Source organism: Rhizobium sp. RU33A, from assembly GCF_900156055.1.
In the GTDB taxonomy this organism is placed as follows: domain Bacteria; phylum Pseudomonadota; class Alphaproteobacteria; order Rhizobiales; family Rhizobiaceae; genus Allorhizobium.
This window is the reverse complement of the sequence record NZ_FTMQ01000002.1, coordinates 602092-625256: the sequence shown is the minus strand read 5'-3', so window position 1 is coordinate 625256 and position 23165 is coordinate 602092. Positions and strand designations below refer to the sequence as shown.

The 23165-nt window shown below is 61.2% G+C and carries 22 protein-coding genes; 9 read left to right on the top strand and 13 right to left on the bottom strand.

The genetic code is table 11. From position 1 onward, the window contains the following. Positions 1–243 precede the first annotated feature (243 nt). Complete coding sequence (locus BW978_RS08930; protein ID WP_076394214.1) at positions 244–2670, bottom strand: GcvT family protein; 2427 nt, start codon at positions 2668–2670, stop codon at positions 244–246. Between the two features lie 252 nt (positions 2671–2922). Here BW978_RS08930 and BW978_RS08925 point away from each other — a divergent pair, with 252 nt between their 5' ends. Then, positions 2923–4656: a methyl-accepting chemotaxis protein gene (locus BW978_RS08925; protein WP_076394213.1), complete on the top strand. Its 1734-nt coding sequence runs from the start codon at positions 2923–2925 to the stop codon at positions 4654–4656. Between the two features lie 96 nt (positions 4657–4752). Here the strand turns inward: BW978_RS08925 and BW978_RS08920 are convergent, their stop codons facing one another. From BW978_RS08920 to BW978_RS08900, 5 genes are all read right to left on the bottom strand, one after another. Beyond that, a complete protein-coding gene (locus BW978_RS08920) occupies positions 4753–5868 on the bottom strand; it encodes a metallophosphoesterase (RefSeq protein ID WP_076394212.1) in 1116 nt (371 codons plus the stop codon). Between the two features lie 173 nt (positions 5869–6041). Next, complete coding sequence (locus BW978_RS08915; RefSeq protein WP_076394210.1) at positions 6042–6593, bottom strand: sarcosine oxidase subunit gamma; 552 nt, start codon at positions 6591–6593, stop codon at positions 6042–6044. A gap of 10 nt (positions 6594–6603) precedes the next feature. Beyond that, the gene (locus tag BW978_RS08910) at positions 6604–9561 is read right to left on the bottom strand and encodes a sarcosine oxidase subunit alpha family protein (RefSeq protein ID WP_076394208.1); all 2958 of its coding nucleotides are present in this window, start codon (positions 9559–9561) and stop codon (positions 6604–6606) included. Beyond that, on the bottom strand, positions 9558–9839 hold the full coding sequence (locus tag BW978_RS08905) for a sarcosine oxidase subunit delta (protein ID WP_076394206.1): 282 nt from the start codon (positions 9837–9839) through the stop codon (positions 9558–9560). The genes BW978_RS08910 and BW978_RS08905 overlap by 4 nt, the downstream gene beginning before the upstream one ends. 9 nt (positions 9840–9848) lie before the next feature. Continuing rightward, entirely contained in the window at positions 9849–11102 is a 1254-nt protein-coding gene (locus tag BW978_RS08900) for a sarcosine oxidase subunit beta family protein (RefSeq protein WP_076394204.1), read from the bottom strand. 219 nt (positions 11103–11321) lie between these two features. Between BW978_RS08900 and cysQ the strand changes: the two genes are divergently transcribed. Both cysQ and BW978_RS08890 read left to right on the top strand, forming a co-directional pair. Continuing rightward, positions 11322–12125, top strand: a complete 804-nt coding sequence (cysQ, locus tag BW978_RS08895; RefSeq protein WP_083697561.1) for a 3'(2'),5'-bisphosphate nucleotidase CysQ — start codon at positions 11322–11324, stop codon at positions 12123–12125. Between the two features lie 123 nt (positions 12126–12248). Continuing rightward, a complete protein-coding gene (locus BW978_RS08890; protein ID WP_076394202.1) occupies positions 12249–13274 on the top strand; it encodes a DUF2793 domain-containing protein in 1026 nt (341 codons plus the stop codon). Positions 13275–13342: 68 nt separating this feature from the next. On the opposite strand, the gene BW978_RS08885 is transcribed toward BW978_RS08890, so the two are convergent. Then, the gene (locus tag BW978_RS08885) at positions 13343–14083 is read right to left on the bottom strand and encodes a helix-turn-helix domain-containing protein (protein WP_076394200.1); all 741 of its coding nucleotides are present in this window, start codon (positions 14081–14083) and stop codon (positions 13343–13345) included. Between the two features lie 401 nt (positions 14084–14484). On the opposite strand from BW978_RS08885, the gene BW978_RS08880 reads away from it, so the two are divergent. Next, positions 14485–14760 carry a CtrA inhibitor SciP gene (locus BW978_RS08880; protein ID WP_006725852.1) on the top strand — a complete coding sequence of 92 codons (276 nt, stop codon included), beginning with the start codon at positions 14485–14487 and terminating at the stop codon, positions 14758–14760. 83 nt (positions 14761–14843) lie between these two features. Here the strand turns inward: BW978_RS08880 and BW978_RS08875 are convergent, their stop codons facing one another. Then, a complete protein-coding gene (locus tag BW978_RS08875) occupies positions 14844–15335 on the bottom strand; it encodes a paraquat-inducible protein A (protein WP_083697541.1) in 492 nt (163 codons plus the stop codon). 81 nt (positions 15336–15416) lie between these two features. Between BW978_RS08875 and BW978_RS08870 the strand changes: the two genes are divergently transcribed. Then, the gene (locus BW978_RS08870; RefSeq protein ID WP_076394198.1) at positions 15417–15701 is read left to right on the top strand and encodes a GNAT family N-acetyltransferase; all 285 of its coding nucleotides are present in this window, start codon (positions 15417–15419) and stop codon (positions 15699–15701) included. 98 nt (positions 15702–15799) lie between these two features. Here the strand turns inward: BW978_RS08870 and BW978_RS08865 are convergent, their stop codons facing one another. After that, a complete protein-coding gene (locus BW978_RS08865; protein WP_054148339.1) occupies positions 15800–16150 on the bottom strand; it encodes a hypothetical protein in 351 nt (116 codons plus the stop codon). A 436-nt stretch (positions 16151–16586) separates the two neighbouring features. Between BW978_RS08865 and ctrA the strand changes: the two genes are divergently transcribed. Beyond that, a complete protein-coding gene (ctrA, locus tag BW978_RS08860) occupies positions 16587–17288 on the top strand; it encodes a response regulator transcription factor CtrA (RefSeq protein ID WP_015916946.1) in 702 nt (233 codons plus the stop codon). A 164-nt stretch (positions 17289–17452) separates the two neighbouring features. Here ctrA and BW978_RS08855 read toward each other — a convergent pair whose 3' ends face one another. Together BW978_RS08855 and BW978_RS08850 are read right to left on the bottom strand one after the other, a co-directional pair. Continuing rightward, entirely contained in the window at positions 17453–17815 is a 363-nt protein-coding gene (locus tag BW978_RS08855; protein WP_076394196.1) for a response regulator, read from the bottom strand. Positions 17816–17929: 114 nt separating this feature from the next. Continuing rightward, positions 17930–18574, bottom strand: a complete 645-nt coding sequence (locus tag BW978_RS08850; RefSeq protein ID WP_076394194.1) for a histidine phosphotransferase ChpT — start codon at positions 18572–18574, stop codon at positions 17930–17932. A gap of 190 nt (positions 18575–18764) precedes the next feature. On the opposite strand from BW978_RS08850, the gene BW978_RS08845 reads away from it, so the two are divergent. After that, positions 18765–19352: a DUF1134 domain-containing protein gene (locus BW978_RS08845; RefSeq protein ID WP_076394192.1), complete on the top strand. Its 588-nt coding sequence runs from the start codon at positions 18765–18767 to the stop codon at positions 19350–19352. Positions 19353–19538: 186 nt separating this feature from the next. Next, positions 19539–20684, top strand: a complete 1146-nt coding sequence (locus tag BW978_RS08840) for a coiled-coil domain-containing protein (RefSeq protein ID WP_244551921.1) — start codon at positions 19539–19541, stop codon at positions 20682–20684. 43 nt (positions 20685–20727) lie between these two features. Here the strand turns inward: BW978_RS08840 and BW978_RS08835 are convergent, their stop codons facing one another. Both BW978_RS08835 and BW978_RS08830 read right to left on the bottom strand, forming a co-directional pair. Beyond that, a complete protein-coding gene (locus BW978_RS08835; protein ID WP_076394188.1) occupies positions 20728–21561 on the bottom strand; it encodes a TrmH family RNA methyltransferase in 834 nt (277 codons plus the stop codon). Positions 21562–21568: 7 nt separating this feature from the next. Next, positions 21569–21961, bottom strand: a complete 393-nt coding sequence (locus BW978_RS08830) for a hypothetical protein (RefSeq protein ID WP_076394187.1) — start codon at positions 21959–21961, stop codon at positions 21569–21571. A 172-nt stretch (positions 21962–22133) separates the two neighbouring features. On the opposite strand from BW978_RS08830, the gene BW978_RS08825 reads away from it, so the two are divergent. Continuing rightward, positions 22134–23162: an RluA family pseudouridine synthase gene (locus tag BW978_RS08825; RefSeq protein ID WP_076394937.1), complete on the top strand. Its 1029-nt coding sequence runs from the start codon at positions 22134–22136 to the stop codon at positions 23160–23162. The last annotated feature ends 3 nt before the right edge of the window (positions 23163–23165 follow it).

Sequence of the window (23165 nt, the reverse complement as noted above, 5' to 3'; positions counted from 1 at the left end):
CGTCTCATTTTGTTATCCCTTGCGGGCATAGGCGTCGGGGGATTCCATATCGCTTTGTCCGAAAATGTGAAGCCAAAAAGGCAGGCGTCAGACAAAATGTTACTGTTAACAGGCGCTTTCGCCCCAGAGATAACAGGTCACACAAAAAAGCAGCAGAAAAAGCTTACGAAATCAGCAGGTCGCGGGCGCGACCTGCTTTCTATTGGATGGAACTAAAGCAAGCCCATTTATGTCGAAAACGGTTCAGTTTCTCATTCGCGACCCGTTGGCGTCAAAAAGCGACTGAGGCTGGAGCCTGGCCGGCAAGATTTCCCCAAGAATCTCCACTTCCCAGCCGTCGATTTCGTCTGCGATCTCCTTCGGAACATAGCCGATTGCGACCGAGACCCCGCTCGGATGGGCAAAGCCACCCGACGTCACCCAGCCGCGCACCTCCCCCTTGTAAGAGATAGGCTCGTCACCGATCACATCCGCATCCTTAGCATCGATAATGAAGGTCCGCAGCCGGAGCGTACCGCCGGACAGCTTCTCCTCCATTGCCGCCTGCTTGCCGATGAAGCTCGCCTCTTTCTTGAGCGCGACGAAGCGCGACAGCCCCGCTTCAAGCGGCCCGTAAAGCGGACGATATTCCCGCGACCAGCTGCCGAAGCTCTTCTCCAACCTGAGTGCATTCAGCGCGCGCAGACCGAAGAGCGTGATGCCGAACTCCGCCCCTGCCTCCATCAGCGTATCGAAGACGTAGCGCTGGTATTCGGGGCGCATCCAGATCTCATAGCCGAGATCGCCGGTATAGCTGACGCGGCCGAGCATGACTGGCGCCATGCCAAGATCCATCTCGCGGATCGCCATGAAGGGCAGTGCGGTGTCGGACACTTCGAGATGGGTGAGCTTGGCGAGCACCTCGCGCGACTTCGGTCCTGCGATCGACAAGCCCACAAGGCTGAGGTTGAGGGCCTCAATATCGACGGAACCATCCTCCGGCAGATGGCTCTCGAACCAGCGCATATGATAATCCTCGGCGATGCCGGAGCCGATGATCAGGAAATCCTCGTCATCGAGATTGGCAACCGTGAAGTCACCGATCAGCTTGCCCGCCTCGTTCAGCATCGGCGCCAGCGCCATGCGGCCGACTTCCGGTAGCTTGCAGGCCAGCATGTGATCCAGCCAGGCGCGTGAGCCCACCCCGCTCACCATGTATTTGGCAAAGCCCGAGGTCTCCATCAGGCCGACGCTCTCGCGCACGGCTTTGGCCTCACGGCCCACAGCCTCGAAATCGGTGGAGCGACGCCAGGAAAAGGCGTCCTCGACACCCTCAGGTGCAAACCAGAGCGGAGTTTCCAGACCATAGGACGCGCCGAACACGGCACCGGCCGCCTTCAGCTTATCGTAGACAGGCGTTGTCAGCAGCGGGCGTGCGCCCGGAAGCTCTTCGTTCGGATAGCGGATCGAGAAGCGGCGGGAGTAATTCTCGCGAACCTTGGCGTTGGTATAGGCAAGTGTCGCATAATCGCCGTAACGGCAGACATCCATGGCAAACACATCAAAGCCCGGATCGCCCTCGATGATCCAGTTGGCAAGTGCCAAGCCCACGCCGCCGCCCTGAGAGAAGCCGGCCATGACCGCACAGGCCGACCAGAAATTCGTCATGCCGCGCACGGGGCCGACCAGCGGGTTACCGTCCGGCGAGAAGGTAAAGGGGCCGTTGATGATTTTCTTGATACCGGCATTGTTGAAGGCCGGGAAATGCCGGAAGCCGATTTCAAGCTCGTTGGTAATGCGCTCGAGGTCTTCCGCCAGAAGCTCATGGCCGAAGGTCCAGGGTGTCTCGATCGGCGACCAGGGACGGCAATCCTTTTCATAGGTGCCCATCAGCATGCCGTTGCGCTCCTGTCGGATATAGATCTCGCCATCGAAATCGACGCAGTGCATCAGCTCCTTGCCGGTCGTCTTGTTGAATTCGATGACCTCCGGCATGTCCTCGGTGATCAGATACATGTGCTCCATGGCCAGCACCGGCAGTTCCAGCCCGACCATGCGGCCGACTTCACGCGCCCAGAGGCCGGCGGCATTGACGACATGCTCGGCCCGGATCTCGCCCTTATTCGTGATCACCCGCCAGGTGCCGTCTTCCAGCTGCACCAGATCCTCGACCTTGGTGTGCAGATAGATCTCGGCACCGTTCTTCTTGGCCGACTTCGCATAGGCATGGGTGGTGCCATAAGGATCGAGATGGCCTTCATGCGGATCAAAGACCGCGCCGACAAACTGCTTGGGGTCGAGCAGCGGCATCATCTCATAGGCTTCCTGCGCCGAAATCAGCGTCGCCTCGCCGCCGGCATACTTGCCCTTGGCAAGCAGCGACTTCATCCAGTCGAAGCGCTCCTTGGTGGCCGCCAGCATCAGGCCCGAGGTCATGTGCAACCCGATGTCCTGGCCGGAATATTCCTCGATCTCCTTGTAGAGCTCGACCGTGTATTTCTGCAGCTTGGCGACGTTCGGATCACCGTTGATCGTGTGCATGCCGCCGGCCGCATGCCAGGTCGAGCCGGAGGTCAGCTCCGAACGCTCCAGAAGCACCACGTCGGTCCAGCCGAACTTGGTCAGGTGATAGAGGACCGAACACCCGACGACACCCCCGCCGATGACGACGACACGCGCATGGCTCTTCATGGAAAACGCTCCCTTGGCGGCAAAGATTGATCCGACAAAGCTAGATTGCCCGCATGAAAGCCAGAAGACCATGCTGCGACGAAACATGTCGCATCGATAACAGCGAGTGTTCTCTGGACGGCGTCGCAACCAGCAAGAAAACTGTCAACCCAACGCGACACCAGCCCCATTTTTAAGGCTTCAGTAAGTTAGCAGATATAATCGTTTCAAAGCGGCAGGTTTGCGTAGCCGCTCCAAAACTTAGAGATTTGCATGTCCCTTTTCGCCTTTGGCAGCGATGCCCGGTCCATCCTCAACGCCCTCGAAAAATCCCAGGCCATCATCGAGTTCGACCTCGAAGGCCGCATCCTCCACGCAAACGAGAATTTCCTGAAGGCGATGGGCTATCAGCCCCACGAGATCGTCGGTCAGCATCATCGCATGTTCGTCACGAAGGCGGAGGCCGGTTCCGCTGAATACAAGCAGTTCTGGCGCAATCTGGCAGCCGGCAATTTTGACCAGCGCCAATACAAGCGGGTCGCCAAGGGCGGCCGTGAAATCTGGATCGAGGCGACCTATAATCCGGTCCTCAAGGGCGGCCGCCCGCACAAGGTCGTCAAGTTTGCCACCGACATCACCGCGATGAAGCTGAAGTCGCTGGATGCCGAAGGCAAGCTTGCAGCCCTTGATCGCGCCCAGGCGATTATCGAATTCACGCCGGAGGGTGAGATCCTGCATGCCAATGCAAACTTCCTCGGCGCCATGGGCTACTCCCTGTCCGAAATCGTTGGACGCCATCATTCCATCTTCTGCGATGGGGACTATGCCGCCTCCGGCGAATACCGCGATTTCTGGCGTGGCCTTGGCGAAGGCCGGTTCGTTGCCGACCAGTTCACCCGTTTCGGCAAGGGCGGAAAGAAGATCCATATCCAGGCCTCCTACAATCCGATCATGGATGTGGACGGCAAGGTGCTGAAGGTGGTCAAGTTCGCCACCGATGTCACGGAGCGCATTCGCGTCATCGAGGAGCTTGGCGCTGGCCTCGGCCGTCTCGCCGAAAGCAATATCCGTGTTACCCTCGACCAGCCCTTCAGCACTGAGTTCGAACCACTCCGGCGTGACTTCAACGCATCGATCAGCGCCTTCCAGCAGACGCTATCCGGCGTGCTCGATCAGACCCACGAACTGGCCCGCAACGGCAGCACGATGAAGAACTCAGCCGAAGAGCTGTCCGACCGGACTCACCAGCAGGTCGTCGCTCTCGAGCAGACGGCAGCGGCCCTGTCAGAAGCGACAGTCAAACTGAGGACGGCGACCGAACAGACGCGGGAGACCCGCCAGATCGCAACGGAAGCGCGCGCCGCCGCCACGTCATCGGTTGCCGTGGTAGGCGACACCGTCAGCGCGATGCAACGGATTGAGGATGCGTCCAACGAGATCGGCAAGATCATCGGCGTGATCGACGAGATCGCCTTCCAGACCAATCTGCTCGCGCTCAATGCGGGCGTCGAGGCGGCCCGTGCAGGTGAAGCCGGCAAGGGCTTTGCCGTCGTCGCCCAGGAGGTGCGCGAACTCGCCCAGCGATCGGCCAATGCGGCGAAGGAAATCAAGACGCTGGTCAGCACCTCGGCCAACGAGGTCCAGGAAGGCGTCCGTCTTGTCGGCGAGACGGGCCGCGTGCTTCAGGAGATCGAGAAATTCGTATCGGCCATCGACAAGAATGTCGATCGCATCGCCACCTCTGCGGCAGAAGAGACGGCAGCCCTTGAAGCGATCAACGGTGCCGTCAGCGACGTCGACGGCATGACGAAGGCGAACGCCGCCATGGTCGCCCAGTCGACCGAGATCAGCCGAGCGGTATCGGATGGCGCCTCGGTGCTTGCCGAACTCGTCAATCGCTTCAAGCTCAACCGCCGCAGCGAGATCCGCGACGGCGGCAAGGAGGTCTGGACACCGGCCGAACGGGCAGCCCGGATGCGGACCACCTCCTACCGCGCTGCATCCTGACGCCTGCTCGCCAATCCTGCGAACAGAGAACGCCTCCGTCGTAACTACAAGCCGCCCGCGCTCTCCGGCGCGGGCGGTTCTCGTGTCCCTGCCCGCTCAGCCGCGCCTGAGCGTGAATTCGGTCAGTTCAGACGGCACGCCGAGGCGCAACGCGAAACCAGGCCAGAGGCCCGTACCGTTGTTGACGTAGAGCTGCATGCCGCCAATCTGGTAGAACCCCGAGACATAACCATTGTTGGCATTGGCCACGAGACGATCGAGCCCACGCACCATGCCGCCATGAGTGTGACCCGACAACTGCAGCACGACGCCGAGTTCGGCCGCACGGTCCGCCATCTTCGGTTGATGATCCAACAGAATGACCGGCACTTCGGCGGGCGCATTGCGGATCGCCGCGGCGACATCGGGCGCCGGGGCACCGGTGCGCGACGCCGACAGATCCGTGACACCGGCAACCACCAGCTGCCCCTCGCCGCGGGTGATCACCCGATGCGAATTCGACAGGATCTGCATGTTCTGGCCGGCGAAATGCGCCATCCAGCGATCGACATCGAAGAAATACTCATGATTGCCCGGAACGGTCAGAACGCCATCCCGTGCGCGCAGTTCGGCCAGTGGGCGCACATCCTCACGCCTCAGTTCGACGCCCCCGTCGATCAGGTCGCCGGTGATCACGATGAGATCCGCGTCCAGTTCATTCGTCCGTGCAACGACCGCTTCCGCCCAACGGGCCGGAAACAGGCGACTGATATGCATGTCCGTGAGCTGTATGAGCCGATACCCATCGAACTCGGGCGCCAGTCCCGGGATTTGAACATCGATGCGCTTGACCGGCGGCACACTGATCGCCTGGGCGACGCCGAGACCGGCCATCCCCAGGGCGAGGCCACCCATGGCGTAGCGCAGGCCGTTCGGCAGCACGGGAAAGCCGCCTTTGACGAAAAAGATCAAGAGGCCAACGAGATCCGCCAGCAATTGCATCACCGCCAGGAAGACCATGGCACCGAAGAGCAGGTTGAAGCCGATTACCAGTTCCCTGGCGAACTCCGGCGCGAAGACCGAGCCCGACGAGAGGCGACTGAAGAAATGATACTGCGAAGCGGCGAGCAGGATGAGCGCAAGAAGCAGTTTTGCCGGCCAGGGCCATTGCAGCGGCAGGATGAAGCGGGTCGCGACAACCAGCCAGGGCAGAGTCAGTATCAGATGAAACATCGATGGAACCAGATTTCGTTTTGATGCACGACAAATGCCAGAAGGATCCGGATCATCGTCGCAAAGGCGAGGAAGCTCCTATCAAATGGGGCCAGGGATCGCCGTAGCAAACACAAAACGAAGAAATGCCGTAAAATTTACGGGCGTCAGTGGCGACGAGGCTGCGTACGCCTTCAGGCGAAACCCGCCGTCAGTGCATATTCCCGCCCCATCTCGCGGATCTCGTCGAACAGGAAGCCCGCAAAGCTGCGCATGACAATGATCTCGAACGAGTCCTGACCTGTCCGGGAGAGGTTGGCGGCGACATGGCAGATCTGACAATTGGTCGACTGGCCGATTTCGAAGAGATCGGCATGCAGGTCGAGTGCCGTGCACTTGGCAAGGATCGCCCGGACCTTTGGCCCCTGGATGCGCAGCACCACGCGACTATCGCTCTGATCGACGAAGGACGCGCGGCTCGACCCGAGATCTGCCAGCTGCCGTGCGATCGTGTCGGCAGCAACCGTCTCGCTGACGACGAGCCATTCGCCGGGTCCGCAGACACGGACTGCCACGTCTTCGAGATTGGTCAGCGCCTCGTCGATATCGACCTCATGCCCCGGATGGGCGAGCACCGAAAAGACGGAGACGGCTCGCAGGATCGCGAGATGATGCGGATTGGGCGTCGCTTCGAAACCGGAAATGTGGTCCTCGAGCACGTGACTGATGGCATAGGTCACCGGCATGGCAGGATCCTCACAGGTTCAGTTTCTTGTTGTCGGGGTCGTAGAAGACGGGGCTGACGACCTCGGCCACGACTTCCGAGCCGCGCAAGCCGTCCCAGACGACGATCTTCTCGCCCAGCCGCTCCCGGCCGGATTTGAGGAAGGCAAGCCCGATCGTGTGCCCGAGTGTCGGCGAATGGCAGACGGAGGACACCCAGCCCTGGTCGTTCAGCGTCGATGGCTTGACGTTTTCCTTCAAGAGATGCGCGCCGGCAGCAAAGCTCTTGTCGCGATCGACAGGCTTCAGGCCGACAAGCTGCGGACGATCGGCAGCGGTGAGGCCGAAGCGGCTCGACAGCCGCTTGCCAATGAAATCCGCCTTCTGCGTCGAGAACATTTTGCCCAGGCCCACATCGTCGGGCGTCGTGCGCCCGTCGATTTCGCTGTGGGTGATGAAGCCCTTTTCGATGCGAAGCACGTTGAGCGCCTCAACGCCGCAAGCGCAGATGCCGTGCGGCTTGCCGGCCGCCATGATCGCATCGGCGACCGCCTCGCCTGTATTCGCCGGCACCGCCACTTCGAAGGCGAGTTCGCCGGAAAACGAGATGCGGAAGAGCCGCGCCTTTAAGCCCCCCTTGAGCAGCACTTCGCGGGCAGAGAGGAACGGGAAGGCCTCGTCGGAGATGTCGTCTTCGATGATCTGCTCGAGGATGATCCGCGCCTTCGGACCCGCGACCGACATCTGCGCCCACTGGTCGCTGGAGGAGACGAAGCGCACGTCGAGATCCGGCCAGAGAACCTGGGAGCAGAATTCGAGATGCGTCATCACCTCGCCGGCATAGGCCGTCGTCGTGGTCATGAAGAAATGCTGGTCCGCGAGACGGCTGGTCGTGCCGTCATCGTAGATCATCCCGTCTTCGCGCAGCATCAGCCCGTAGCGCGCCTTGCCGACCGGCAGCTTGAGGAAGGCGTTGGAATAGATACGGTTCAAGAATTCCGCGGCATCTTTGCCGAAGATTTCGATCTTGCCGAGAGTGGAGACATCGCAGATGCCGGCATTGGCGCGGACATTCAAGACTTCCCGGTCGACCGCCTCGCGCCAGGTCTTCTCGCCATCGCGCGGGAACCAGGAGGAGCGATACCAGAGGCCGGATTCGACGAAGACGGCGCCGTTTTTCTTCGCCCAGCCATGCAGCGGCGAGGTGCGCACGGGCCGCGAGTGTTCGCCCCGCGAGGTGCCGGCCATCGCGCCGAAGGAGACAGGCGTGTAGAAGGGACGGAATGTCGTGGTGCCGATCTCGGCCGGCGAAACGCCGCGCATGCCGGCCATGATGCCGATGGTAGCGACATTGCCGAGCTTGCCCTGATCGGTCGCCATGCCGCCGGTGGTGTAGCGCTTGCTATGCTCGACATGGCCCATCGCCTCGCGCTGGGCAAGGCTCAAGTCCTTCACATGCACGTCGTTCTGGAAGTCGACAAAGGCCTTGGACTTGGCGCCCGGTACATACCAGAGCGGCGCAAAGCTCGCATCGAATTCACCCTCGACCTCGGGCAGGTCGACATTGCCGACGAGGCGACCGAGATCACCGATCGCCTCATGCGCCTTGTCGGCGCCGTCACGCAGAACAGCGGCAAGCGAGGCATGACCGGCAGCGGAGCCAGCAATGCGGAGCCCCTGCCCCACATCGGGCGCCAGGAAGGCCTGGTACTCGTCGGACCAATAAGGCTTGGCGCCGCGTTGGCAGGCCAGATGCACGATCGGGCTATAGCCGCCGCTCATGGCGAGCGCATCGCAGGCGACCTCTTCCTGGTGGCCGACGCGTTCGACGAGCAGGCTCTTGATCCGAAGACGACCGCTCGTATCGATGACCGAGCCGCCTCTGACTACCCGCACGCCATCAGGCGCAACATCGGAAGACTTTGTTCGCCCGTCGATAACAGCAGCGACACCCACACCGGCAGCGACAAGATCGGCCGCCGTACGATAACCCGCACCGCCATTGGTGAAGATCGCGACGTTCTGGCCGGCGGCCACGCCATAACGATTGAGATAGGTGCGCACGGCACCCGAAGTCATCACACCCGGCTTGTCGTTGCCGCCGAACACCAGCGGCCGCTCTTCGGCACCCGAAGCCAGGATCGCTCGCTTGGCAACGATGCGCCAGACGCGCTCGACCGGCAGATCGCCCGAAGGCTGCGCCACATGCTTCTGCACTTTTTCGACGGCGCCGAAGACATTGTCGTCGTACCAGCCAAACACTGTGGTGCGCGGCATCAGCGTGACATTCGAAAGGCTCTTCAGCTCCTCGACGACGGAGGCGGCGTACTCGGCCGCCGGCACGCCGCCGACGGTGACGCGCTCGTTGAGCAGCGATCCGCCAAGTCGGAAGCCTTCATCCGCCAGGATGACGCGAAGCCCAGCGCGCGCCGCCGCCCGTGCCGCCATCAGGCCGGCCGGACCGGCGCCGATCACCAGAAGGTCGCAATGCGCCCAGGCTTTTTCATAGCGATCGGGATCGGCGATGAACGGCGTCTTGCCGAGGCCGGCGGCTTTCCGGATGATCGGCTCGTAGAGCTTTTCCCAGAAGGCTTTCGGCCACATGAAGGTCTTGTAGTAGAAGCCGGCGGACAAGAACGGCGACAAGAGGCTGTTGACCGCACCGATATCGTATTTCAGCGACGGCCAGCGGTTCTGGCTGCTGGCTTCCAGCCCCTGATAGAGCTCGGCGACGGTGGCGCGCGTATTCGGCTCTGTGCGACCGTCGGTGCCGATTGTCACCAGCGCGTTCGGTTCCGCCGAGCCTGCCGTCACGATGCCGCGCGGACGGTGATACTTGAAGGAGCGACCGATCAGCAGCTGGTCGTTGGCGATCAGGGCCGAGGCCAGCGTGTCGCCTTCATAGCCGGTATAGGTCTCACCATCGAAGGTGAAGGAGAGCGTGCGGCCGCGATTGACGAGCCCGCCGGAGGAAAGCCTGTGGCCTGTCATCGCGCGACCTCCTCTGCGTAAGCGCTCGCATCGGTGACGCTGTAGACCTCGTGACTCCCAGCATTGTCGCGCTCGACCACCAGCCACCGACGGCAGCCGGCCGAATGGTGCCAGTGCTCGATGATCCGGCCCTTCGGGTTGTCGCGGAGGAAGACGTAAGCGTTCCAGGCGTCGTCAGTCGCTGTGGGCGCCGGGCGCACCGGGCTCGCATCGCCGCGAATGCTGAACTCTTCCTTGGGACGGACGCCGCAATGCGGACAGGTGATCAGGCTTGCCATGGCGATGTCTCAATGCAGGTTCGGTTGGGGGCCCTTGCCGCCTTCGTCGACGGCAAAGCCGCGTTCGAAGCGATCAAGGCGCAAGAGGCGAGCCACGGGATGGGCCTCGTTCTTCGCGATCAGATGGGCAAAGCAGAAGCCGGAGGCCGGCGTCGCCTTGAAGCCGCCGTAACACCAGCCGCAATTCAGGTAGAGATTGTCGATCGGCGTGCGGTCGATGATCGGCGAGCCATCCATCGACATGTCCATGGCGCCACCCCAGGACCGCAGCACCCGGACCCGGGAGAGACCCGGGATCAGCGACACGCCTTCCTCGATCGTATGCTCGACGGTCGCGAGATTGCCGCGCTGGGCATAGGATGAATAGTAATCGATGTCGGCCCCGAAGACCAAGCCGCCCTTGTCGGACTGCGAGATATAGAAGTGTCCGGCGCCATAGGTGATGACGTTGTCGATCACGGGCTTGATCCCTTCCGAGACGAAGGCCTGCAGCACATGCGTCTCGATCGGCAGATCGAGCCCCGCCATTTTGCCGGTGACGGAGGTGTGGCCGGCAGTCGCCAGCGCCAGCTTGTTGCAGCCGATGAAACCCTTGCTCGTCTCGACACCGGTCACCTGGCCGAGCTCGTCGCGCCGGATGCCGGTCACTTCGCAATGCTGGATGAGATCGACGCCGCGCTCGTCCGCACCGCGCCCATAGCCCCAGGCAACGGCGTCATGGCGAGCCGTGCCGCCGCGCTTCTGCAAGAGACCCCCGAGGATCGGGAAACGGGCATGGTCGAAGTTGAGATAAGGCATCATCTGGCGCACCTGCTCGCGGTCGAGCAGTTCGGCGGCCACACCATGCATCATCATCGCATTGCCGCGCCGCGCATAGGCATCGCGCTGGCCGTCGGTATGGAAAAGATTGACGATGCCGCGCTGCGAGACCATGGCATTATAGTTGAAGTCCTGCTCGAGGCCTTCCCACAGCTTCATCGACAGTTCGTAGAAGGGCTCGTTGCCCTCCAGCATGTAGTTGGAGCGGATGATCGTGGTGTTTCGCCCGACATTGCCGCCGCCGAGATAACCCTTCTCGATGACCGCGACATTGGTGATGCCGAATTCCTTGGCGAGGTAATAGGCGGTGGACAGACCGTGCCCGCCACCGCCGACGATGATGACGTCGTAATGCGGTTTCGGCTGCGGCTCGCGCCACATCGGCGCCCAGTTCCGGTTGCCGGAAAGCGCCTGGCGGAAGATCGAAAGGGCGGAATAACGCATCGAACAACCTCTGCAAATGTCGCGTCACATTCGCATAGGCGTCACAAAGAGCAAGCGCGATCAGGACAAAATCTATGCTGTTTGAGACATGGAACACAGGTTTGATCGCAGTGCAGCACAGAAACATCACACCCCGGCAAGAGCTTGCGACATCGAGCACTTCCAAAGCGTGGGAGACGGGGATAAACCGGAGAGGATGTGATCGGGAGCCCGGTTCAGGTGCGTGACAGGCAGGACATTCTGAAGCTGTTCGAGACGAGCGCGATTGCCGCTGGCCGCGTCATTCTCGACATCTACAAGGCGGGTGCAGAGGTGCGCCTGAAGGGCGACAAGTCGCCAGTCACCGAGGCGGACGAGGCCGCCGAACGCCTGATCCTCGAGGCACTTGCCCACGCTTTGCCCGAAGTCCCCGTGGTTGCCGAGGAAGAGGTCGCCGCAGGGCGTATTCCCGACGTCAGTGGCGGGCGTTTCATCCTGGTTGATCCGCTCGATGGCACCCGCGAGTTCATCGGTGGCCATGACGACTTTACCGTCAACATCGCGCTGATCGAAGCCGGCATACCGGTCCTCGGCGTCGTCCATGCGCCAGCACTCAACACGCTTTATCTCGGCGGCGCCGGCAAGGCGGAGAAGGTGAAGCTTGATGAAAACGACAGGGTCGTGGCCCGCATGCCGATTGCTGCGCGCTTGAAGGGGACTTCCCCGTCAGCCCTGGTTTCGCGCTCTCACAATTGCGATGCGACCGACGCCTATATCCGCAAGGCAGAGATCCTGGAGCGCAAGACCGTCGGCTCCTCGCTCAAGTTCTGCCTGGTGGCCGAGGGCGTCGCCGACCTTTACCCCCGCTTCAGCCCGACCATGGAATGGGACACGGCTGCTGGCGATGCCGTGCTTCGGGCAGCCGGCGGCATGGTTGCGACCGAAGACGGCGCGCCGCTCATCTATGGCAAACGCTTGCCCGGGCTGCGCACCTTCGAAAACCCACCCTTTCTCGCCACCGGACGCCCCTCCGAGCGGGGATGAGTTTCGAAAATTCTTAAGGCTTTTCAACGGGGCGATGCGCTTTTCATCCCCCTCCTCTGCGCCTGGCTCACACTCTCCGCTTTAACCCGCGCTGCCCCGGCAGCCGAACGCGAAGGAGAAACCATGCCAGACACGACCCCCAATCTCGCCCTGCCCTTCATCCTGCCGGCGCAGGCCCAGAAGCACGTGACCCACAATGAAGCACTCCAGCGGCTCGACGCGCTGGTACAACTGGTAGTCGCCGGCAATGCGACGAGCCCACCTGCCGATCCAGCCGAAGGGGAGATCCATTGGATCACGGCACCGGACGCCGGCCTGTGGACGGGACATGCCGGGCAACTCGCCCTGCTTCAGGATGGCGCCTGGGTCTTCATGACCCCAAGGGCCGGCTGGACCGCCGTTTTCCTCGACGAGCAAAGGTTGAAGATTTTCGACGGCACGGACTGGCTCGTGCCCCCGCTGGCGGAGGAAGCGCGCTTTGAACGTCTGGGGATCGCCGCCGATGCAGATGGCCACAACAGGCTCTCCCTCTCCTCGCCAGCGGCCCTGTTCAATCACGCCGGCGACAGCCACCGGCTGGCGATCAACAAGGCGGGAACCCCGGATACGGCAAGCCTGGTCTTCCAGTCCAACTGGCAGGGTCGCGCAGAGATGGGCCTTGCCGGAGAGGATCGCTTCTCGCTGAAGGTCAATGGCGACACGACCGGCTGGCGCCAGGCCGTGAGCGTCACCCCGGAAGGCTATGTGCGCCACGACCAGCGGCCGCTGGCCCGCGCCGCCCTCACCACGACAACACTCACACCGACGGCCGGCAGCTTTACCGGCTTTGACGATCTGCACCTCTTCGGTGGCGACATGACCCTGGGCGCGCCGCTTGCATCTGGCCAAGGTCGGCCACTCGTGGTCGCCGTATCGGGTTACTATCTGCTGTCGCTCAGCGTCTCTGCCGTCAGCGCCGGTAACCACACGGTCCATGTCAGCCGCAACGGCGCCGCCGATATCGCAACCCATGTCGGTGGCGCCGGGACCTCGAGCACGGTCGCCCTGGTCTGGCTCGATGCCGGCGACACCCTGGCGCTTCGCCATCTGGGCACGATCCAATACCAATTCGGATATGGCAAGACCGAGCTCAGCCTCGCCTTTCTCTGACGACCAAAACGACGAAGGGCGCCGCTTCAACAGCTGGCGCCCTGGTTCATCTTTTGAGGATTCGGCAGTCAGAGAAGCCGATAGCGACAGGCCCGCGCCACCGCCTGCATGCGGTTCACCGCCTCAAGCTTGCGCATTGCACTCTTCAGATAGCTAACGACCGTATGGCTCGAAATGTCGAGGATGATGGCGATTTCATCGCTGCTCTTGCCGGCAGCCGACCATCGAAGACATTCGATCTCGCGCGCCGACAGCTTTTCCTTCGGCCCGAGCCGCGGCACGAGTGCCTCGATGCCCGAATCCAGGAGCTCCATAGCACTCAGCTGCAGAGCTGCGATTTCCGGACGCTCTGGCGCATGGTCACGGCCTGAAAAGACTAGCACATACTGGGTCTGGTTACGGTCGTTCAAGTTGAAGACCAGAGAACCGCCCATCTCAAACTGCTGGAAAAGCGGGGCAAGCGGCTGGCGCGCCTCCGATCCAGGCGTGCCGAGAAACAGATTGTCATGCGTGAAGAGCGGAAGGATAGACTGCTTGATCCGCGCGATCAGCAGGCTGCCGGCATAGACCTCTGCCGCCTCATAGCCAAGGCGCAATTCGTCAGGCCAGGTACAGAGGATCAGATTGGCCGAAAACTCCGGACTATCCGCCTTTGGAACCCGCGCAAGCAGCGTGTTTCGAAAGCCATGGCTGCGCCCGAGCGCAGAGAACTCTCGTCCCCATGGGCCGGTAGAGAGCGCTTCGCTCTGGAAAACGGCATCACCGTCACCAAGACCGTGACTGCCCGTCACATCAGTTGGCCTGAACATAAAACTCCTTTCGACCGGACGTTCGTCCGATCGGGATTTCGAATGTTTGTGGACATTGAATCGCTCCATGGGGAACGAGTATCAGCTGGGCCTGTCGCCGGTCTTGCGGTCCCCTAAGGAACCGCGATGCTCGACATCTGCCCTTCCGATCGACGCATCGATCGAGTTATCAGTATGCTAGGCAGCCCAATGCCACAGATCGCTTATAGGCACCAGTCGCAGTCCTCGCATAACTCCTATGCATTTGCCGCAAGTTTAATCAACTTGTCCGAAACGCGACGGCTCTCGCCCCAGCCTGATCGGGAAAATTATTATCAAATGCTTACAATGGGCTTAGGCAAATTTTAAAGCATCGGTCCTAGTATGAGGGTGTGTGGTCTTGAGTTTGTATAGAGAGTCCAATGACCGAAATGATCCGCCCACGAGTGAAATATGTCATCGGCCCCGATGGCAGCCCCCTTACGATTGCCGATCTTCCGCCGGCCAATACACGCCGCTGGGTGATCCGCCGCAAGGCTGAGGTTGTCGCGGCTGTGCGTGGTGGCCTGTTGAGCCTGGAAGAAGCCTGTGAACGCTACACCCTGACGGTCGAGGAATTCCTCTCCTGGCAGTCGTCAATCAATGATCACGGCCTGCCGGGCCTGCGCACCACCCGTATCCAGCAGTATCGCCATTAGTCCATTTTCGTACCGGCTCTCCCGGTATACTTCCATTTGCATCAGACCCATACCTGAAACCGGCAAGGCCCAGCCTGCCGGTTTCATGTTTTTCGGGCAAAGCGTCCCGCATTCAAGCCACTCAGCGCTGCAACCGCCAGGCTGGATCCGGCGTAGAACCAGAGCCCGGGCTGCGTGAAGGCTTGAGCCAGCCCGCTGGATTTCGTCGCGAAGATGACGATGGCGACCAGCAACACATCCATCATCGACCATTTCGACAGCACCGGGATTAAACGCCCAAGCATCCCCTGCCCCGGCTGCGCCTCGCCCGCGATCTCCTCGGCCGCAAGAAGCAGCAGCTTGATCAGGGGAAAGACGATGGAAACGAGCCCGACCAGAAGCGCAAGCACGCCGTCTCCGTCACCATAGAGTGAGACGATCACCTCGATCAGTGAAGCATCGGTGGAAAAGACGTAAAAACTTTCGAACCGCATTAGCGGCAGGCTAACGCCGAGCGCAATCGAGATTGAGGCTCCGACGAGGAGGAGCGCCTTCAACCAGACGACCACAATGGCTCCCTTCCTGACATCGAACACAGCGTATCCGGCAGTTGGCTTCCCGGTCGGCTCTGCCCGATGTTAAACAGAACCATCGAAACGCGGCAACAGGAGGCGTCAATGCACATCACCAGTGAGGAAGCAGGATCGGGCGGACGCTATGTCGGCCGTATCGAGGGCATCAGCGAAACTGCCGAAATGACGTATTCCCGTGCCTCCGCCAGCCTGATCATCATCGACCATACGGAAGTCCCGGGCACCATGCGCGGACAGGGCGCCGGCCAGGCGCTCGCCGAACATGCCGTCGCTGCCGCGCGTGAAGGCGGCTGGAAGATCATACCGCTTTGCCCGTTCATGAAGGCGCAAATGGACCGGCACCCGGATTGGAACGACGTGCGCAAGTGAGCACAGGCCAGTCACGGTCCAAGACGAACGAAGGCGGACGCAGAGTAACCCGCGCCCGCCTTCCTGTTTGAAATCTCAACCAGACTGAATAGCGTTATTCAGGCCCGGACACGCATCTGGCCATCGCGCTCTTCGAGAGCCGCCGCCTTCTGGTATTCCGCTTCAGCCTCTTCCAACGCCAGTTCTGCCGCTTCCTGCTGGACTTTCAGTTCCCGGATCGAGACCTGAAGATTGTCCGCGCGCTGGCGTGCCGCCTTGGCGAAGGTGGGATAGGCGAAATGATTGGGATCGGTGATGCCCGATTTCTTTTCCTCGATGCCGATCTGAGCTTCTAGCTCCTTCGCCATCCGTTCGAATTCCGACATCATTGACTGCAGCTGCTGCAATTGCCGACGCTTTTCGGTAACCTGAAATCCCTTCAGGCGTACCAGGCTCTCACGCGACTTCATACGCAATACTCCCGTGATGCGAGACCCCCCGCCACACTTGCTACTCAACACGCCCGCCACCGATTCGTCCAAAAAAAGTCCGCGGCGTTAACAAAAAGCTACCTTTGGTAACCTTTCGTTTACGGGCATCGTTAATGATAAGCCCGATCACTTAAGGGTCAGTAAATGCCAGAGCCCGAAAAGAGCTCGTGACAATGATGAGTCAAATGAATCGGTTACGGGGTTTCCCTGAGGCGCAGATTCAAGTGTGGCGATGACCGAAAACACATGAAGAATCAGGAGGCTAAAATCTTTGCTTAATAAATTCGATACACCTTGCCAGAGGGAATCAGAATTTGTTAACCAATTGGTGGCAGCCTTCAAATCAGGCAACGACTGGATCCGTATCGCGTAGGGGGCCATTCCAGACCTTTCGGCGGCGGTAAAGGGGATAAATATGCGGGTTCTACTCATTGAAGACGATAGCGCAACGGCGCAGAGCATCGAACTGATGCTCAAGTCGGAGAGCTTTAACGTCTACACCACCGATCTCGGCGAAGAAGGTGTCGATCTCGGTAAGCTCTACGACTACGACATTATTCTGCTCGACCTGAACCTGCCAGACATGTCCGGTTATGAGGTGCTGCGTACCCTTCGCCTGTCCAAGGTGAAGACGCCGATCCTGATCCTGTCCGGCATGGCAGGCATTGAAGACAAGGTGCGGGGCCTCGGCTTCGGCGCCGACGACTATATGACGAAGCCGTTCCACAAGGACGAACTCGTTGCCCGCATCCATGCGATCGTCCGCCGCTCGAAGGGCCATGCCCAGTCGATTATCATCACCGGCGAACTGATCGTGAACCTGGACGCCAAGACGGTCGAAGTCGGCGGTCAGCGCGTTCACCTGACGGGCAAGGAATACCAGATGCTGGAGCTGCTTTCGCTCCGCAAGGGTACCACGCTCACCAAGGAAATGTTCTTGAACCACCTCTATGGTGGCATGGACGAGCCGGAACTGAAGATCATCGACGTCTTCATCTGCAAGCTGCGCAAGAAGCTCGCGAACGCTGCCGGTGGCGCCAACTACATCGAAACCGTCTGGGGTCGTGGCTATGTGCTGCGCGAGCCGGATAGTGCGGAATACATGGAAACGGCGTAAGCCCATTTCCACTCCTTCAAAGAAGCCCGCGTCGACGACGCGGGCTTCTTGCATTTTGGAGCCGCAAAACGAGGGCTTCCCCGACGGCGCACGGCCGAAATGCAAAAGGCGGCGCCCCTGGGCACCGCCTCGTCACAGATGTCGTTTAGCCCCGGCAGGGAAAATCAGGCGGCAATAGCCTTGTCGCCAAAGGTCTTGGTGAGGATTTCCCGGTCGAACGGCTTCAGCAGGAAGTCGCTGGCGCCGGCCCGCTTTCCGGCCATCATCACCTTCAGTTCGGCTTCCACCACACAGTAATAGATCTTGACCGCCTTGCCTTCCGGCAGCGCACGAACATTGGAGATCAGATCAAGAGCGTCATTCATGCCGGCATCGACGATCATCACATCGGGAAGTTCGCGCTCGCAGCGAGACAGTGCCTCGCGACCGGAAGCGGCTTCCGTCACCTGGTAGCCGAGCTCCGACAGGATCTTTTTGCCGACCTTGCGAACGATGTCGGATCCATCTGCGATCATCAGGCGCTTCATGGTGGACTCCCCTCCCCAGATACGGGGGATCTGAAATGTAATGGACACCTTAACGGACCGCGCCTAAGGAAAGGTTACCGGTTGCAGCACCCGCGCGTCCCGAATCAGGACAGCTCAGCCGATCAACTCGGCAGTGAACGCGATCTCGCCTTCACTCGGCACGCATTTCAGCTCCATGCCGCATTCATCCGCGAGAAGCACCGTGTAATACGGCTGGATGGTATGGGCATCGACGGCTTCTTCGAGATGACCGGACAGGATTTCCTGGTATTTCGGCGGGACCCGAAGCATGCGCCCCTTGGCGACGATCTTGAACTTCGCGTCCGTCTCCGGGTTTTCGAGAGAAATGTCGAGCGAACCGCCACGCGGAATAGCACCATAAGCAACAAGGAAGAGGTTGAGCAGCAGCTTCACCCGGTTCTTGGCGATGATCGCGCGCGGGCCGCTCCAGGTCACCTCGGTCTTCTTCTCTGCCTGGGCGAAATCCTTTGCCGCCTTCTCCGCCTCGCCGGTATCGATCGAAGCACCGACCGAGCCGGATGCGCCGAAGGCGAGACGGGCAAATTTCAGCCGCACCGAAGCGTTGAGCGCGCTGGTCCGGATCAGGTCCATCGCATCCGCATCAGCGCCGCCTTCATCAAGCAGTTCCAGGCCGTTGTTGATCGCTCCGACAGGCGAGATCACGTCGTGGCAGACACGGCTGCAAAGCAGCGCAGCAAGATCAGGGCCTGCAAGCGTGAGGTTGGGGTTCTTCGCCATGGTCTTCTCCAGAAGATGTGGACCCTCGCAGCAACAGTCGGACATACGTCGGCTGGCTACGACTTGGTCGGATGCCGTTCGGCCATAATGACACCATATTTGGTAAACCGATTATTAAGACGATGCTCGCTAGGTTTAAATACCCCCAAGGAAGATGCCGAATCCGTCGGCATCGCATTTAGGAGGCACTATGCGTCACCTGCCCCACCGCTCCCTGCCGTTGCTGCGGTCGCTGGCCGTCGCCATTCTGGCAACGATCAGCCTCGTTTCGGCTCTGCGTCCCGCCCATGCTGCCGGCGAATACTCGATCCAGGAAGTGGTCGACGCAGGCCATGGCTTCTTCGGCGAGACCAGCGGAGCGCTCGCCAAGGTGATCGAGCAGGCCTTCGAGCAGAATGGCCTTCCCAACGGCTATATTCTCGGCCAGGAAGGTTCAGGCGCCCTCATCGCTGGCCTGACCTATGGCGAGGGCACGCTCTACACCAAGAATGTCGGCCAGCACGACGTCTTCTGGCAGGGCCCCTCCCTCGGCATCGACTACGGCGGCAACGGCACCCGCACCATGATGCTGGTCTACGACCTGCCGGATGTCGACACGCTGTATGCGCGCTATGGCGGCGTCAGCGGCTCGGCCTATATCGTTGCCGGCGTCGGCATGACGGTATTGAAGAGCCGTGACGTGGTCCTGGTACCGATTCGCACCGGCATCGGCGCACGCCTCGGCGTCAATGTCGGTTATCTGAAGCTGACCCGGACGCCGACCTGGAACCCTTTCTGACCAGCCTCGCCTTAAACCTTAAGGCTGAAGCAAGCTCGATCTGCTCTGCCGTTAGCTATATTGGTTGAAGGACGTCGCGCGTCAGGCTGTTCTGCTTGCCGGGCGACATCGTGCATGCTTAACTATCTGCTAATGCTTCCCTAGTGCTGTGGCGCCGTCGTGATTGAATATACCCTGATATTCGCAATGGGATTTATGGCGGCAGCGCTGCTTGTGATGCTCGTTGCCCCGGCCGTGCACCAGCGCGTGGTGCGCTATACGGAAAACCGGCTGAAGGCCACCATGCCGCTCAGCCCGCAGGAGATCCGCGCCCAGAAGGACATGGTGCGCGCACTCTACGCAGCAGAAAACGCCAAAACCCAACATGATCTGACCCGTGAGCGTGAAAAAACCATTGGCCTGACGCTCAAGAACGAGACACTCAGCGGTGAAGCAGCACGCCTCGTCGCGGAGGCGAAGGAGCTCAAGGTCCAGATCGAAGACATGAGCACGGAAGCCGCCGATTTGCGCTCGCGTCTGCGGCGCAGCGATGTGGAAATGTCCACGATGCGCGAGACATTGAAGCGTGTGGAGATTTCTACAGCTGCCAAGGATGTGCAGCTCGAGGAACGCGCCCATCGCATGGCCCGCCTGATCAGCGACATGGACACCATGCGCATCGAAGCCATGAGCCGCGACACCGAGATCGACACGCTTAAGACCCGCATCCAGGGCATGCGCGACGAACGCGAAGACTTGCGACGGGAAAACAAACTGCTCGGCAAGCGCGCCAAGGATGCGGAACTGCGCCTGGCTCAGGAAGAACACAAGGTTCTGCGCCTCGAAGACGTTCTGGCCCGGGATGCCGCGGAAAGAGCCGACGCAAGTTCGCTCGTCGAGCGCCGCACTCGCGAACTTCGCGATCTGCGCGCCAAGCTGAAGACGGCCAATGCCCAGCTCCGCGAAGCCCAGCGCGCCCTTCGGGAAGCCGGCATCGCGATACCCGACGCCAAGGATACGCCGATGCCAGAAGACGAGATCGCAAATTCCAACCTCGCGACCGATACGGCCGCCCTGGAAAACGACATTCGCCGGAGCCAGACGGCCCTGACCGAGCGCCTGTTGAAGGCGAAGGCATCGACCGAAGACGATGCACTGCGTGAAGAGCTCGGCGACATCGCCGCCAAGATGATCGTTCTGACAGCCGCCCGTGAAGGCGAGCAGAGCGTGATCACGGACTTTGTCGCGCCGCAACCGAAGAGCGCCGACAAGCCGAAGAGCCTGGTCGACCGGGTACTCGCCATGGACCCGTCGATCGGTCGCGGCGCCGGCATGGCAACACCGGCCGAATAAGCCGACTGTCTCGGCGATCTGAAACCGCACTCCGGAACCCGGATTAGCCGAGGCGTCCCATGGCGCGGGCAATGGCGTAGAGGGCAATGCCGCTGGCCGTGCCGACATTCAGGCTGTCGAGGCCCGGAGCCTGGGCGATGCGGGCCGATCGGAAACGATGAAGGATGGCAGCCGGAAGCCCCTCCCCCTCTGTTCCCATCACCAGCGCCACGCGCCGGCCCGGCGCAATGGCGCCGATTTCGACCACACCAGCCGGCGACAGCGCCCAGATTTCGAACCCCGCCGTGGCAAGTGCCCCGAGCACCTCTTCGGCGCTCCCTTGCCGCGCATAGGGAACCGTCAGAACCGAGCCGACAGAAACACGCAATGCCTTGCGATACAGTGGATCGCAGCAGGTTTCATCAAGGAGGACGGCATCGGCGGTGAAACCCGCTGCATTGCGGAACAGGGCACCGATATTGTCATGGTTCGAGATGCTGCACCCGACCAGCACCAGAGAGCTCTCCGGCAGGCGAGCGACCAGATCGCTGAGTTCGGGTGCCGCAGAACGGCTGCCAAGCGCGAGAACCCCGCGATGCAGGTGGAAACCGGCAATCGCATCGAGAACCGCAGCCTCGGCGACATAGATCGGAATATCAGCCGCAAATTGACCGATCAGATCGGAAAGGCCAGCGACCCGGTTCTTCAGAAGCAGAAGCTTTTCCGCCCGCACCGAGCCACCACCGGCATGTGCCTTCGCCAGCATCGAGAGCACTACGGTGCCCTCGGCGACGAATTGACCGTGACGTCCGGTCAGGTCGCGTTCGCGGATCGAGGTGAACTCGGCGATCCTCAAATCGCCGGGATCGGTGATCTCGATGAGGCGCCCCGGCTCCACGCCTGCCTCAATTGCCAGCAAGCGTGACGTCGGCAATGATACGTCCGAGCGAAAGATCGAAGACGAAGGCCTTGCGTGCGCCCTCAGCTGTTTCGCCGTAGATCAGCATCTGGCTGCCGGACAGCGAGGTCTGCACGACACGGAAGCCGGCCGGCAGGTTGGCGGTCAGGCTGAGCGGCTGATCGGATGGGACCGCGAAAGGCTGCGACGTCGTGGCGACCGGCTGGGCACCGCCTTCGTCGCGCGTCAGCTTGTAGACGATCGATACAAGCACCGCGAGGAAGAGCACGGCCATAATGCCGCCCGAGATCAGCTGCAGCTTGACCATCTTGCGGCGCACACCTTCCATGACGGGATCAAGCGGCTTGTCTTCCGGGTTCTCGTCGTCGATATGAGCCATGGCAGCAGTCGTTTCCAATCCAGGTTCGCGCTGATTTGCATGCCTTCCCCGATGCGAACGAGCCGGAGAAAATTGCCGGGTCTACCGGCTGTCGATTGTCGAAGACCCCGGTCTGTGCCAAATGGCAGCGACAAAGGCCGAGACCCTGGCCGCCGTAAGACGGGATGACATGATGACCGACCCCTTTAACGAAGCCGCCGCATCAAGGAAAGAGCTGATTGCCGAAGACGATGCCTCAGGCCGCATCGATGCCTGGCTAACGGCAGCGCTCGGTCAGGAGTTTTCCCGCAACCGTGTGAAGGCGCTGATCGAACAGGGGGCGGTGCAGCTCAACGGCAATCTGCTCGACAGTCCGAACCGCAAGATCAAGCCGGGCGACAGCGTCGTCATCGACCTGCCCGAGCCGGAAGATCCGCAGCCGAAAGGCGAGAACATCCCTCTCGAAGTCCTCTACGAGGACAAGGACCTGATCGTGATTGCCAAGCCGCCGGGCCTCGTCGTCCATCCCGGCGCCGGCAACTGGCATGGCACGCTGGTCAATGCGCTGATCTATCATTGCGGCGACACACTTTCGGGCATCGGCGGCGTCAAGCGGCCGGGCATCGTACACCGCCTCGACAAGGACACGTCGGGCGTCATGGTCGTCGCCAAGAACGACATCGCCCACCGCCATCTTGCCGACCAGTTCGCCGATCACGGCCGCACTGGTCCGCTGGAGCGCGCCTACCGTGCCGTCGTCTGGGGCCGCCCTCGTACACTTGCCGGCACGATCGATGCCGCGCTGGGCCGCTCCGGCGCCGACCGCACCAAGCGCACGGTAAAGCGCGAGGACACCGACGACGCCCGCGAGGCGATCACCCATTACACCGTGCTGGAGCGCTACGGCGAAAAGCCGGATGCCACCTGCCTTGCCTCTCTGGTCGAGTGCCGCCTGGAAACGGGCCGCACCCATCAGATCCGCGTGCACATGGCCCATATCGGCAATCCGCTGATCGGCGACCAGGAATATGGCGCCGCCTTCAAGACCAAGGCGAACCTCCTGCCGGAGGATGCCAAGCGCGCGGTGAACAAGTTCCACCGCCAGGCGCTGCATGCCTACCTGCTCGCCTTCGAGCATCCGACCACAGGCAAAACCATGCGCTTCGAAGCCCCGATCCCGGCGGACTTGCAAAAGGTGATCGATGCGCTGAAGGGGATGTGAGCC

Coding starts and splice junctions, on each gene's coding strand:
- BW978_RS08870 (WP_076394198.1), top strand. CDS start 15,417: ATGCACATCACCAGTGAGGAAGCAGGATCGGGCGGACGCTATGTCGGC.
- BW978_RS08885 (WP_076394200.1), bottom strand. CDS start 14,083: ATGTTCAGGCCAACTGATGTGACGGGCAGTCACGGTCTTGGTGACGGT.
- BW978_RS08845 (WP_076394192.1), top strand. CDS start 18,765: ATGCGTCACCTGCCCCACCGCTCCCTGCCGTTGCTGCGGTCGCTGGCC.
- ctrA (WP_015916946.1), top strand. CDS start 16,587: ATGCGGGTTCTACTCATTGAAGACGATAGCGCAACGGCGCAGAGCATC.
- BW978_RS08910 (WP_076394208.1), bottom strand. CDS start 9,561: ATGACAGGCCACAGGCTTTCCTCCGGCGGGCTCGTCAATCGCGGCCGC.
- BW978_RS08850 (WP_076394194.1), bottom strand. CDS start 18,574: ATGGCGAAGAACCCCAACCTCACGCTTGCAGGCCCTGATCTTGCTGCG.
- BW978_RS08840 (WP_244551921.1), top strand. CDS start 19,539: ATGGGATTTATGGCGGCAGCGCTGCTTGTGATGCTCGTTGCCCCGGCC.
- BW978_RS08905 (WP_076394206.1), bottom strand. CDS start 9,839: ATGGCAAGCCTGATCACCTGTCCGCATTGCGGCGTCCGTCCCAAGGAA.
- BW978_RS08915 (WP_076394210.1), bottom strand. CDS start 6,593: ATGCCGGTGACCTATGCCATCAGTCACGTGCTCGAGGACCACATTTCC.
- BW978_RS08900 (WP_076394204.1), bottom strand. CDS start 11,102: ATGCGTTATTCCGCCCTTTCGATCTTCCGCCAGGCGCTTTCCGGCAAC.
- BW978_RS08920 (WP_076394212.1), bottom strand. CDS start 5,868: ATGTTTCATCTGATACTGACTCTGCCCTGGCTGGTTGTCGCGACCCGC.
- BW978_RS08830 (WP_076394187.1), bottom strand. CDS start 21,961: ATGGCTCATATCGACGACGAGAACCCGGAAGACAAGCCGCTTGATCCC.
- BW978_RS08855 (WP_076394196.1), bottom strand. CDS start 17,815: ATGAAGCGCCTGATGATCGCAGATGGATCCGACATCGTTCGCAAGGTC.
- BW978_RS08865 (WP_054148339.1), bottom strand. CDS start 16,150: ATGAAGTCGCGTGAGAGCCTGGTACGCCTGAAGGGATTTCAGGTTACC.
- BW978_RS08925 (WP_076394213.1), top strand. CDS start 2,923: ATGTCCCTTTTCGCCTTTGGCAGCGATGCCCGGTCCATCCTCAACGCC.
- BW978_RS08890 (WP_076394202.1), top strand. CDS start 12,249: ATGCCAGACACGACCCCCAATCTCGCCCTGCCCTTCATCCTGCCGGCG.
- BW978_RS08880 (WP_006725852.1), top strand. CDS start 14,485: ATGACCGAAATGATCCGCCCACGAGTGAAATATGTCATCGGCCCCGAT.
- BW978_RS08825 (WP_076394937.1), top strand. CDS start 22,134: ATGACCGACCCCTTTAACGAAGCCGCCGCATCAAGGAAAGAGCTGATT.
- BW978_RS08930 (WP_076394214.1), bottom strand. CDS start 2,670: ATGAAGAGCCATGCGCGTGTCGTCGTCATCGGCGGGGGTGTCGTCGGG.